This is a genomic window from Microcystis sp. M083S1, from assembly GCF_020246405.1.
GTDB classification, from domain to species: domain Bacteria; phylum Cyanobacteriota; class Cyanobacteriia; order Cyanobacteriales; family Microcystaceae; genus Microcystis; species Microcystis aeruginosa_C.
Genome location: NZ_JADBTB010000171.1, coordinates 1 through 12,886 on the forward strand (window position 1 = coordinate 1; position 12,886 = coordinate 12,886).

Annotated in this window: 10 protein-coding genes; 6 read left to right on the plus strand and 4 right to left on the minus strand. The window is 46.6% G+C overall.

Annotated elements, in window-relative coordinates:
• The first annotated feature begins 248 nt into the window (after positions 1 to 248).
• Both IM450_RS15795 and ffh read left to right on the plus strand, forming a co-directional pair.
• Entirely contained in the window at positions 249 to 3,221 is a 2,973-nt protein-coding gene (locus tag IM450_RS15795; RefSeq protein ID WP_287671519.1) for a type I restriction endonuclease subunit R, read from the plus strand.
• Positions 3,222 to 3,332: 111 nt separating this feature from the next.
• The gene (ffh, locus tag IM450_RS15800; RefSeq protein WP_004268212.1) at positions 3,333 to 4,769 is read left to right on the plus strand and encodes a signal recognition particle protein; all 1,437 of its coding nucleotides are present in this window, start codon (positions 3,333 to 3,335) and stop codon (positions 4,767 to 4,769) included.
• Positions 4,770 to 4,772: 3 nt separating this feature from the next.
• Here the strand turns inward: ffh and thiL are convergent, their stop codons facing one another.
• A complete protein-coding gene (gene thiL, locus IM450_RS15805) occupies positions 4,773 to 5,741 on the minus strand; it encodes a thiamine-phosphate kinase (RefSeq protein WP_004268214.1) in 969 nt (322 codons plus the stop codon).
• Positions 5,742 to 6,037: 296 nt separating this feature from the next.
• Positions 6,038 to 6,709: a hypothetical protein gene (locus tag IM450_RS15810; protein ID WP_004268215.1), complete on the minus strand. Its 672-nt coding sequence runs from the start codon at positions 6,707 to 6,709 to the stop codon at positions 6,038 to 6,040.
• A gap of 104 nt (positions 6,710 to 6,813) precedes the next feature.
• On the opposite strand from IM450_RS15810, the gene IM450_RS15815 reads away from it, so the two are divergent.
• The 3 genes from IM450_RS15815 to cax all read left to right on the plus strand — a co-directional run bounded on the left by IM450_RS15815 (position 6,814) and on the right by cax (position 10,203).
• Positions 6,814 to 8,298 (plus strand): site-2 protease family protein, encoded by a 1,485-nt coding sequence (locus IM450_RS15815; protein ID WP_287671522.1) that lies wholly within the window; start codon positions 6,814 to 6,816, stop codon positions 8,296 to 8,298.
• A 156-nt stretch (positions 8,299 to 8,454) separates the two neighbouring features.
• Positions 8,455 to 9,087 (plus strand): YdcF family protein, encoded by a 633-nt coding sequence (locus IM450_RS15820; RefSeq protein ID WP_287671524.1) that lies wholly within the window; start codon positions 8,455 to 8,457, stop codon positions 9,085 to 9,087.
• Between the two features lie 27 nt (positions 9,088 to 9,114).
• A complete protein-coding gene (gene cax / locus IM450_RS15825) occupies positions 9,115 to 10,203 on the plus strand; it encodes a calcium/proton exchanger (RefSeq protein ID WP_287671526.1) in 1,089 nt (362 codons plus the stop codon).
• Between the two features lie 2 nt (positions 10,204 to 10,205).
• On the opposite strand, the gene rsmG is transcribed toward cax, so the two are convergent.
• On the minus strand, positions 10,206 to 10,883 hold the full coding sequence (rsmG, locus tag IM450_RS15830) for a 16S rRNA (guanine(527)-N(7))-methyltransferase RsmG (protein ID WP_287671527.1): 678 nt from the start codon (positions 10,881 to 10,883) through the stop codon (positions 10,206 to 10,208).
• Between the two features lie 100 nt (positions 10,884 to 10,983).
• A complete protein-coding gene (locus IM450_RS15835) occupies positions 10,984 to 11,631 on the minus strand; it encodes an ABC transporter ATP-binding protein (RefSeq protein WP_004268229.1) in 648 nt (215 codons plus the stop codon).
• An 85-nt stretch (positions 11,632 to 11,716) separates the two neighbouring features.
• On the opposite strand from IM450_RS15835, the gene IM450_RS15840 reads away from it, so the two are divergent.
• Positions 11,717 to 12,631, plus strand: coding sequence for a Sll0314/Alr1548 family TPR repeat-containing protein (locus IM450_RS15840; RefSeq protein ID WP_004268231.1), 915 nt, complete (start codon positions 11,717 to 11,719; stop codon positions 12,629 to 12,631).
• Positions 12,632 to 12,886: the final 255 nt, after the last annotated feature.

A 12,886-nucleotide genomic window follows, 5' to 3' on the forward strand; every position in this document is an offset into this window, starting at 1 on the left:
CTTACACAGAGTTCACAGACTTTCGCCCCATTTCAGAAGCCCGATTCCGTGTGTCCCACGGTACGTTTCCAGCTAAACGCTTCTTGTACTTGTTGCTTAGACTTTTTACCCGGCCAAGCTTTTCTGGTCGGAACCCCCTAAGCCGAGTTTTCAAGGTGCTGCGCCGTCCACTTGGTTTTCGAGACTGGCCTTTTAATTCTAACGTAAAGCCGCCGTAGAACGGCGGGGTTTCAGACCCAAAATTTCCGATGATAGACACCTCCGAGAAAAACTTTGAAGCCACCATCGAAGCAAGCCTCCTCAACAGCGGCTACCAGCGCCGCAGCTCCAAAGATTATGAGCGCTCACTTTGCCTCATACCCGAAGATGTCCTTAACTTCATCCAAACCAGCCAACCTCAAGAGTGGCAGAAATTCCAAACCCAGTACGGTGACGACGCAAACACCCAACTCCTCAAACAGCTTGCCGAAGTCATCAAGAATCGGGGAACCTTAGAAGTCCTCAGAAAAGGCATCAAAGCCAACAGCTGCCGCTTCCAACTCGCCTACTTCCAACCCCCCAGCAGTCTCAATCCAGAAACCCAAAGACTCTACCAGACAAACTGCTTCAGTGTCCTTAGACAACTGTACTACAGCCAGAAAAATCCCCTCAACAGCATCGATATTGTCCTCTTTCTTAACGGTTTACCCATCTTCACCGCCGAACTAAAAAACCCTTTTACAGGGCAAAACTTCCAACAAGCGATTAAACAATATCAAGAACATCGAGATCCGAGAGAGCCACTCCTCAAGTTTGGCCTATGTCTCTCCCACTTTGCCGTTGACCCAGATCAGGTCCATGTCACCACTCACCTCCAGGGCCATGAAACCGGCTTCCTACCCTTCAACCCCGGAAAGACTGGCGTAGCGGCAAACCCAGACCCTACCAAATTCCGCAGCGCCTACCTGTGGGAGCAAATCTGGCGGCAAGATAGCTTCCTTGACCTAATCCAGAACTTTATCACCCTCAAGGAAGAAAAGGACGACAAGGGCAGAAAAACAGGCGTAAAAAGGCTCATCTTTCCCCGCTACCATCAATTAGATGCCGTGCGCCGTTTGCTGGCCGATGCCAAGGCCGAAGGGACAGGAAAATCCTATCTCATCCAACACAGTGCCGGCAGTGGCAAGAGTAATTCAATAGCATGGCTGGCCCACGGACTTGTCAGCTTGCACGATGATCATAATACCCGCGTTTTTGACTCTATCATCGTCATCACCGACCGCCGTATATTGGATCAGCAACTACAGGCCACTATTCGCCAGTTTGAACAGACCTCTGGGGTGGTGGAAAACATCGACAAAACCTCGCGGCAACTCAAAGAGGCCCTAGAGTCCGGGAAAAATATCATCGTCACCACCCTGCAAAAATTCTCCGTCATCGTCGATCAAATCCAGTCCCTTTCTGGGCAGCGCTTCGCAGTAATCATCGATGAGGCCCATTCCTCCCAGACTGGAGAAAGTACCAAAAAACTCAAAAGCGTCCTCACCGCCACCAGCCTAGAAGCGGCCGCCGCCGAGGAAGGGGGAGAGGAGGAGGATTTAGAAGATCGAACCGTCGCTGAGGCAAAAAAACGGGGAAAAATTGCTAATTTGAGTTATTTTGCCTTTACCGCCACGCCGAAACCCAAAACCCTAGAAGTATTCGGCACCAGACAACCGGACGGCAGCTTTGCTCCTTTTAGCCTCTATTCCATGGCTCAGGCGATTGAGGAAAGCTTTATTCTCGACGTGCTGGAGAACTATACCACCTACAAGACCTATTTTAATCTGCTCAAAACCATCGAAGACGACCCCCACTATGATCGCGCCAGGACCGCCTCGCTGCTGCGCCACTTCGTCGATTTACACGAACACACCATTAAGCAGAAAGTGGCCATCATCGTCGAACACTTCCATGAGCAGGTGGCCCATCAGGTGCAAGGCAAGGCCAAGGCCATGATTGTCACGCGATCGCGTCTCCATGCCGTGCGGTACAAGTTGGCCCTAGACCGCTATCTCAAGGAAAAAGACTATCCCTATCAGTCCCTAGTCGCCTTTACCGGGACAGTTAGAGACGGCGACGACTTCACCGAAACCAAAATGAATAGCGCCTCCTCAGGTAGTCATATCCCCGACAAAGCCACCGCAGACACCTTTCAACAAGCTCCCTACCGCTTTCTCGTCGTTGCCAACAAATTCCAGACCGGTTTTGACCAACCCCTCCTAGGCGCGATGTACATCGATAAGAAATTAGCCGGGGTTAACGCTGTCCAGACCCTCTCCCGTCTCAACCGCATCCACCCCCACAAAACCGGGACTCTGGTGCTGGACTTCGCCAACGAGGCCGATGAGATCGAAGCAGCCTTTAAAGATTACTACGACTGCACCATCTTGACGGAAGCCACCGACCCCAACCGGCTCTATAAAATCCAAGCACAGCTTGACGACTATCACTTTTACCAAGATTCCGACATCGATAGCTTCGCGCAGATATTCTTTCACCCCCAAGGAACTCAGGCCAAGCTTCATGGCAGCCTCAACCCCGTCCTCGATCGTTACCTAGAAGCTTCTGAGGAGGAAAAAGTCGGTTTTCGGGGTAAACTACAAGAATTTATCCGACTTTATGGCTTTGTCTCTCAATTACTCCCCATACCTGCTGCAGACTTAGAGAAGTTCTATGAATTTTCCCGCCACTTAATCTGCAAACTTCCCACCTCCCCAGAGGCCCTTCCTTTGCCTATTCAACAAAGCATTGAACTAAACTCCTACCGCATCCAAGAGACCCACAGGGGCAAAATTGAACTAAAACGGGGTGTCAGGGAAACTTCTAGGGTTTATTCCCCCGGCACGGGCCAACCCCCCACCAAAAAGATAGAACCCCTCTCGAAAATCATTGAAGAAATTAATCGACGATTTGGTACTGATTTCAGTGAGGATGAGCGAGTTTTTATCGAACACCTTGAAACTAAACTGGATGACAGCGCACCCCTGAAAGCGAGCCTTAAGATCAATACTCCCGAAAATGTTAAACTAGCCTTTGATATCCTGGCATCCGACATCATGCAGGACATGGTGGAAATCAACTTCAGCTTTTATAAAAAGTTCACTGACGACCTTGAATTTAAGGCCCTGCTCCTCGGTTTTCTCTTTAATCGATTCCTGCAGCGATCGAATACTTCCGAAGCTAAGACAGACTCAGTTTAACATTCGATCGAACTTTGCCGCCGATCCCCGACCAATGACAGGATAAGAACGGGGGTCTTCCCCTGACATTTGAGATAAAATCGATCTAGTTAAAAATTTAATTCCGAAACTATGTTCGACGCACTGGCCGACCGCTTAGAAGACGCATGGAAAAAATTACGAGGTCAAGATAAAATCTCCTCGGCCAATATACAAGAAACCCTCAAAGAAGTCCGGCGGGCTTTATTAGAAGCAGATGTTAACCTACAGGTAGTCAAGGGATTTATTGCTGAGGTCGAGAAACAAGCCCTCGGCGCTGAAGTGATTTCCGGAGTCAATCCCGGTCAGCAATTTATCAAAATTGTCTATGATGAATTAGTTAAAATTATGGGGGAAAGCAACGTTCCCCTAGCTCAGGCCGATAAACCCCCCACCGTAATTTTAATGGCCGGGTTACAAGGGACAGGAAAAACCACCGCCACCGCCAAATTAGCCCTATATCTCCGCAAACAGTCCAAAAGCTGCCTGATGGTGGCCACCGATGTTTACCGTCCGGCGGCCATTGACCAATTAATCACCCTCGGTAAACAGATAAATGTTCCCGTCTTCGAGATGGGTTCTCAGGCTAATCCCGTCGATATCGCCCGTCAAGGTGTGGAAAAAGCCAAAGAATTGGGCGTAGATACCGTTATCATCGACACCGCCGGTCGTTTGCAGATAGACACCCAGATGATGGGCGAACTAGCACAAATCAAGAAAATTGTCAAGCCCGACGACACTTTATTAGTGGTGGATGCCATGACCGGTCAGGAAGCGGCCAGTCTTACCAACACTTTTCACCAACAAATCGGCATCACGGGGGCAATTCTCACCAAACTTGATGGCGATACTCGCGGTGGGGCAGCCCTATCAGTGCGGCAAATATCGGGACAACCGATTAAATTTGTTGGGGTTGGCGAAAAAGTAGAAGCTTTAGAGCCATTTTATCCCGATCGCCTTGCCAGTCGCATCCTCAATATGGGTGATGTCCTGACGCTAGTGGAAAAAGCCCAGGAACAGTTAGACCTAGAAGACGCGGCCAAAATGCAGGCCAAGATTTTAGAGGCTAAGTTTGATTTTAATGACTTCCTCAAACAGATGCGGCTGTTAAAAAATATGGGTTCCCTGGGGGGAGTCTTAAAGTTAATCCCCGGTCTGGGCAAACTGAGCGGGACAGACATCGAAAAGGGCGAAAAAGAGTTAAAACGCACGGAAGCGATGATTAATTCCATGACCACGGAGGAACGCGCTAACCCCGATTTATTGGCTAAGTCTCCTAATCGTCGTCGTCGCATTGCCAAAGGTTCGGGACATCCAGAAACAGAAGTTAACAAACTAATTACTAATTTCACCAGAATGCGATCGATGATGCAACAGATGGGACGGGGACAAATGCCCGCTATGCCGGGGATGCCCGGGATGGGTGGCGGAATGTTTGGGGGTGGCAATCAACCGGGGTTCCGCGGTCAAGGTGGCAGCCCGAAAAAACCAAAGAAAATCAAGAAAAAGAAAGGTTTTGGCGATTTATAGAGGCTAAAAATGTTGAAATCCGGAGCTTAAACTGAGGTTTCTACCGTCGGCTAATTTTATCTCTTTCCCCGGGACAATTTGACCGATTATCGCCCCCTCTTCCCCCACTTTCTCCAGCAATTCTCTGGCACTGTCCGGGGGCAAACACAAAACTAACTCAAAATCTTCACCGCCGTATAAAGCCCATTCTAGAGCTTTTTCGGCTCCTACATATTCTTTCAGGGTTGGATGCAGGGGAATCCTCTCGATTTCAGCACCAACCCCACTACAGCGACAAATTTGGATGATAGCATCTGCTAACCCGTCACTGCTATCCATGCCAGCGATGGGAAATTGCTTGACAATTTTTTGTAAATGTGGTATGCAATCAAGTCTCGGTCGCGGCCGTTGATGAGCTTGGATTAATCGCTTTTTTTGGCCGGAATTTAAATTCCTGCCGGTTTCAGGGTGAAAGAGTAACTCTAATCCAGCCCGCGATAAACCGTGATAACCAGTAATAACGATACTATCGCCAACTTTTGCGTTAAAACGTCTAATTTCTTCATTTTTTGCCACTTGTCCCAGGGCGGTGATGCTGATGTTAATCTCCGTGGCCCGACAGACATCGCCACCAACGATCGCCGTCTGATATACTTGCAGACAAGAGCTAAGACCCCGATAGAGTCCTTCTAGCCAATCGATGGCTAGATTGGGAGTTAAAGCCAATCCTACCGTAATTCCCAGGGGTTCTGCCCCCATAGCCGCTAAATCGGATAAATTAGCCGCCGCCGCTCGCCAGCCCACATCTTCCGGAGAGGTGGTAATATCGCTAAAGTGGACGTTATTAACTAAAACATCAGTGGTGACAACGAGAGAGTAACCCTCTTTCAGGGATAAAATCGCCCCATCATCACCGATAATCTCCGCAGGACAATATTTTTGCAGAATCGGTAGCAATCCCTGTTCACCCAAGTCTTTAACGGTTAAATTCATAATTTCTGGGAATTGAACGATGCAGCTTCTAAAAAGTCTTTAGGGACTTGCGCTTTGATAATGTACCTTTTGGGCGAACGCAGTTCGCCCCTACATTGTGGACAAAATCAGTTACTGTAGGGGCGCAAGGCTTGCGCCCTCCGATCGATCAGGTTTGCTGATCACCCTAAGTAGGGGGAGAGCCTTCGAGAGCCCCCGGAGCTAAGGGACTTGCGCTTTGATAATATGCCATCTGGCTGGTCTGATTCTTCTACAGAGCGATTTTCTGGCTGGGATATTATTCCCACGCAAGTCCCTTAGTTAAGAGGATTGGCGCTGATTTTTTCGTAGGCGCGATCGATAATTCCCCGACCGCGCAAAAAGCCGGTATTAGCCCCCGGACAAAGATAGGAGAGGGTTTCCGGACTAAAACGGTCTAAAATGGCCTTTTGCGATCGCAATTGCCGCAGCCAGTGGAAAGTTTTCGCGGTCTGTAGGGGTCGCGGTTGACCCTTAGTGTCGGGGAGAAGATGACGACCGGTAAATAAAACCCCCCCGTGACGGTGCCAGTAGAGACAGGAGGAGCCGGGAGAATGGCCAGGAGTCCAAAAACCGCTACAAGTGGGAGATAACTGGATTTGCTGCTGAAAAACGGTAATTTGACGGTGAGGAAGCAGATAAGCTTCCTGTTCCTGTAGAATAATCTCACAATCAAGTAAACTTTGCAGAGAATCGCTCTGTTTCCCCTGACCCGCGCGATGGGTAAAAAATAGGTAACGGACACCCTTTTCTCGGAGAAAATCCCGCTCGCTCTCCTCACAGCTAGGACAATCCACCAGAATATTGCCAGTATTTTCTACAATAAGATAAGAGGTTCCCCCTAGGGTTTCCCGATTGGGGGAGAAAGCGTATAAACCTTCTAGAATTAATCGAGGGGGTTTTGTGGTTTTGCTAACCTCTAAAGGAGACGATTCGGTTTCCGATCGCATGGTTTGCCTATCCAAATCACAATCAATGCGGTTTACAATCTAGCACGATCGATGACCGGGCGGGCTGAAATTAGCCGCTTTTTATTCAAGAGAAAAGAGCCGATATGGAAATGTGGTTGTTATTAGGGATTCTTGGCGGTTTCACTTATTTTATCGTCAAGCGTAGCGTGGCCAAAATCACGACAACACCAATATGGTTAATTTGGTTAGTCCTGATGACTCCGGCTCTTATTTGGACCGGCTGGACGTTAATCTATGGACAGGATACCCCCATGCCGGCATTTTTGCTGGTCGGCCCTTTTGTGATCTGCCCCTTTTTGTATTGGTGGCTAGTACAAAAGGGTCGAGTTACTCCCCAAGAAAGCCCCCCATCACCACTGGAAAAAGCGAATTTAGTCCTAGAAAATATTGATAATCCTGCACCTAAAAATGATTTAAAACCGATCACTGCCGAAGAGGAAAAATCCCTAAGAGATTGTTTTCCTTGGGGTATTTATTATCTGCAAAATATCGATTATCGTCCCCAAGCAATTCTCTGTCGGGGGAAATTGCGAGCGGTTCCCGAAGAAGCTTATCAAGTGATTAAAAACAATGTGGAAAAGGTTTTTGGGGATCGCTTTTTATTGCTTTTCCAAGAAAGTTTTCAGGGACAACCTTTTTTCGCTCTTGTGGCTAATCCCTGGCAGCAAAAAACAGAAACTATAGAAACTGAAAAAATTACTCGCCCCTTTCTTGCCCTAGGTTTATTGTTATTAACTCTCTTAACTACCACGGACATCGGTGCGGGATTAAGTGGCATTACCGCCCAACAATTAGAAAATAATCCTAGTTTATTATTACAAGGTTTACCCTACAGTTTAGGCTTAATTGCTATTTTAGGACTGCACGAATTCAGTCATTATTTTACAGCAGTTAAATACAAAATTAAAACTACTTTGCCCTATTTTATCCCCATTCCTTTCTTCCTCGGCACCTTCGGGGCTTTTATTCAAATGCGCTCCCCTGTACCCACCCGTAAAGCTTTATTTGATGTGGCGGTGGCCGGTCCTTTGGGGGGTATAATTATCGCTATTCCTCTACTGTTTTGGGGATTGTCCCTCTCGGAAATAGTTCCCCTAACCAATCAAAGCAGTTTATTAAATTTTCAGGCCTTAAATCCGCAGTTTTCTTTTCTCTTGTCTATCGTAGCTAAACTAGCCTTCGGCAGTGATTTAATCGCAGGAAAAGCCATCCATTTACATCCTTTAGCGGTGGCCGGTTATGTGGGAATTATCGTTACAGCCCTAAATTTAATGCCTGTGGGTCAATTGGATGGTGGTCATATTGTTCACGCCATGTATGGGCAGAAAACCGCCATAATTATCGGACAATTAACTCGATTATTCATGTTTATTTTAGCCCTAGTGCAACCAGATTTTTTACTCTGGGCGATTATTCTCCTACTCATGCCAGTGAGCGATCAACCTGCTTTAAATGATGTGACGGAATTGGATAATAAACGAGATTTATTAGGCCTATTTTCCCTGGCTTTATTATTAAGTATTTTGCTGCCCCTTCCCGAAGCGGTGGCCCGTTGGTGGGGGATGTAAGCGACCCCATCAATCCCCCTGAGTTCCGGGAAAATTATCGGTCAGTTGGGGAATAAAATCCCCATCTCCTACGTCAAGTGAGTTCGATGATCCTCACCCTCGATCACTTTAATCCACAAAGCTGAAGGCTGACAACCGATCACCGATCACTGATATATGGTTCTCAAGGCTAATTCTCGCAGAAAAAAGCGAGTTTCTCCGCAAGGGAAGTTAGGCAAATCTAGGTTAAAATTGCTGGCTATTCCGCTAATTTTGGCGAGTTTAGGCTGGTTATACTACGATTTACGTCAGCAGTGGCTAAAACCAGAGGCGATTTTTGTTTTGGGAGGTCATGCCGATCGAGAACGTTTTGCGGCAAAATTAGCTAAGGAATATCCCGAGCTGCCGATTTGGGTGTCTTCCGGTAGTCCGCGACGATATGTGAAAAAGATTTTTAAAAAAGCGGGAATTTCTCCAGAACGTCTCCATCTCGATTACAATGCGCGAGATACTGTCACTAACTTTACTAGCCTAGCCGATCAACTGAAAGCCCAAGGTATTGATAGTGTCTATCTAGTCACTTCCGATAATCACATGAGAAGGGCGCGATTAGTGGGAGAAATTGTTTTTGGTAGTCGCGGAATCGTGATTAAACCGGTAACTGTTCCCTCCCAATCACCCCCCGAACCCCTAGAAAAGTCACTCAGAGACGGTTTTAGGGCAATATTATGGATAATAACCGGTTCTACTGGGGAATTTTGGCTAAAATCCGATTCTAGTCCCCCTCAGTTCCCGACCCAATCGAAATAAAATTATCTTGACAAAATTCCCCACTTTATGTTAAGCAAAAATACCTTTTTCGCCATCTTATTGATTTTTGTACCGCTATCGATCGCGGGTTCCCTGTTACACTGGGGCGGAACGGTAGTTTTTATCACCGCTTGTCTAGCCATTATCCCCCTAGCAGCCTACATGGGGGAAGCCACGGAAGCGATTGCGGTGGTGGTTGGGCCAAATATTGGCGGTTTGATGAATGCCACCTTTGGCAATGCCACAGAATTAATTCTCGCCTATGTCGCTTTGCGGGAGGGTTTCATCGATGTGGTAAAAGCGACGATTACTGGCTCAATTATCGGTAATTTACTCTTAGTTATGGGATTATCGATGTTTTTAGGCGGTTTACGCTTCAAAGAACAGGAATTTCAACCGATAACTGCCCGTTTAAACGCTTCAGCTATGAATTTAGCGGTGGTGGCGCTCCTTTTACCCACTGCCGTGGAATTTACCTCCACGGGAGTCGGGGAAGCAGTCCTGCAACGTCTATCCGTGGCCGTGGCAGTGGTGTTAATTTTCGTCTATGGTTTAAGTCTCTTATTTTCCATGAAAACCCACACCTATCTCTACGATGTCGGGGTTGCCGGTATCGAGGAGGAAAGCACTGGAGAAAGCACCGCAAGGCCGAAAATCTGGTTTTGGTCTTTGATTTTATTGATCGTTACTATCGCCGTGGCCGTAGAATCGGAGTTATTGGTGGCATCCCTAGAGGAGGCTACGGAACAGCTAGGTTTAACGGCGCTGTTTACTGGGGTGATTCTTTTGCCTATTATCGGTAATGCAGCCGAACACGCTACGGCTGTCACCGTCGCCCTTAAGAATAAAATGGATCTATCGGTATCTGTGGCCGTCGGTTCCAGTATGCAGATCGCCCTGTTTGTGGCTCCGGTTTTGGTTATCATCGGTTATATTATCGGTCAGCCCATGGATCTAAATTTTAATCCCTTTGAGCTAGTAGCAGTGGCTGTAGCGGTGTGGTTGGCTAATTCGATTAGTAGTGATGGGCGATCGAATTGGTTAGAGGGAATGTTACTCTTAGCTACATATACTATTCTGGCCCTGGCTTTCTTTTTTCATCCTCTCACTGCTTAAAGTTATCCCTTGGAGATATATAGACAATGACGGATGCTTTGGCTTAAGGGAGTGGTAAAACTGGCAATTTCGAGGATTTTACCGCCAGCTTTCCCTAGATTCTCCTCTAAACTTAAACTATCCTGCTCGGACCACTGACCACGATAGAGAATAGCGATTCCGGTCTTTTTCAGGAAAGGCAAAGCATAGTTAACACAGATATCCACATTACCTACCGCACGCAAACAGACGATATCGTAAGCACAGTTATGTTTAAGGTTTTTCCCGACGATTTCCGCCCGACCTAAACGAGTTTTCGTGTTATTTAACCCTAATTTGTCAATAACTTCTTCAAGAAAATTAATCTTTTTTTGGGTGGAATCCAAGAGAGTCACCGACCAATGGGGATATGCGATCGCAATTGGCATCCCCGGAAACCCGGCCCCGGTTCCCAAATCAATGACTGATAGGGATTTTGTCAATAGATCTGGCTGGGATTTTTGTAACCAGGCTAAACCCGATAAAGAATCCCAAAGATGTTTTTCCCAAAACTCCTCTGGTTGGGTAATTCGGGTGAGATTAAAACGTTGATTACCCTCTAAAATCAACTCATAAAGTTGTTGAAATCGCGCTTGTTGGGCCCCATCGGGTTGCCATTCTAGGGTTTCTTGCCAAAGGTCAAATAATTCAGGAAGGATCATTAATTCAGTTATCAGTTATCAGTTATCAGTAATCAGTAATCAGTAATCAGGTATGAGGAGAGTGGGGAAATTTCAACTAATACCGCAAAACCCGAAAACCTCAACTATCTGTTTTTTCATTTTTCACTTCCCTCAAATGTCCTTGTTCAATTTTCCAGTGACGGTCAGCAATGGGGAGTAATTCCCCAGCATCGTGACTAACTACTAATAAAGTCCAGTGTTGTTTGAGACTAGCGAGAAGTTTGGCCAATTGACGACGCATCGACCAATCTAAACCGGCCGTAGGTTCATCGAGAAGTAACAGATTAGGCTGCCGGATTAACTGGACAGCGAGGGATAAACGACGCTGTTGACCACCACTAAGATTATGGGGAGAAGTATCCAGAGGAATATTTTCTAATCCTACCTCCTTTAGGGCCTCTGTTAGGCGATCGCTTTTAATCTCCGGATGACCGAGACGCAACTCCTCAAGGATGGTTTTACCGCAAAAATGACGTTCGGGAAACTGAAAAACGATTCCTCCTAATTGTTGCAGATGCAGCACCGTTAATTCTTGGTCGCGCCAGTGAATCGTCCCTGCTGTTTTATCGGCAAAGCCTGCTAAAATTTCCAAAAGAGTCGTTTTTCCGGAACCACTGGGCCCGACAATCAGACCTAATTCTTGGGGGGCTAATTCGAGATTAATCCCCTGTAAAATGGGATTGAGAGCAGCGGGAGGATGATAAACCACATCTTTGAGATAAAGCATTGACAGGAAAATAACTGGAAATTAAGTCTAGAAACTCGTTTCTATTGTGACAGATTTTTTCATTCGCTCAAGGAGACTTTTGACCATGGTGCTGAGGTTAGGTTTAACGAAAAAAATGGCGATCGGTGCTTCCCTGGCTGTTATGGTAGTGGTTAACTGGATTAGTCCAGGGTTAGCTGGAGATCCTTTCCGCAAAACCAATCCCCGACCGATTGGCGATAAGACCGAGGCCGCTTTTAACGCTATTTTTAAACAAGGTAACTATCTAGAGGCAAAAAAATTAATTGTTGAGGCCACAGAAAAGGAACCCCAAGAACCTTTGTCCCATGCTATGCGGGCCTCTCTTGCTTTTACCGACCAGGATTGGAACACCCTAAAAACCTACTCCGAGAAAACTAAGGCAGCGGCCAAGCAAATGCAGGGTAGCGACCCTTTAAGGGGAAATTTGTATCTAGCGGTGGGGAGTTTTTTAGAGGGAACCTACGTTTTTCAAACCGAAGGAGCAGTATCGGCTATCCCCAGATTACAACAGGTGTTTCAGTATTTGGAAACCGCAGAAAAGGCTAATCCTACGGATCCGGAATTGAACCTGTTAAAGGGTTATATGGATTTGATTTTAGCGGTTAATCTACCCTTTTCTAGCCCTCAAGAGGCAATTCAACGGCTAGAAACCTATGGAAGTCCTGATTACTTGGTTGATCGAGGTATAGCTCTAGCTTACCGCGATTTGAAGCAGTACGATCAGGCTTTGCGGTTTATCGATAACGCTCTGAAAGCGACCCCCGATAATCCAGAATTAATGTATCTGAAGGGTCAAATCCTGAGAATTCAAGGCAATACGGATAAAAATACTGGCTCTTTGAAACTGGCATTGGATTACTTTAATAATGCCCTGAAAAAACAGGAACAACTCCCCGAATCGGTCAAAAAACAGTTAAATCGCGAACACCGTAAGGTACAAGAGGAGATTAAATCCCTAGAAAACACGGCTAATCGTTAAAAACGCCTAAAAATAGTCAATATTTGTTTTTTTATCAGTTATCAGTTTTTGAAGGCAGGAGGCAAGAGGCAAAGGGCAAAAGGCAGCCGTCAAGAGTGCATCGCAGATTTGCAGGAATAGTTACTAATTCTGTACGCAAATATTGCATCTAGAATTAGCTTTGTACGCTTTGACCCGTACTGGGTTAACTACGAACCTCTCTATCGGATTCCCGCTAAAGGCGGCCTCTCCGACTACCTTTCTTCCAATATTTAA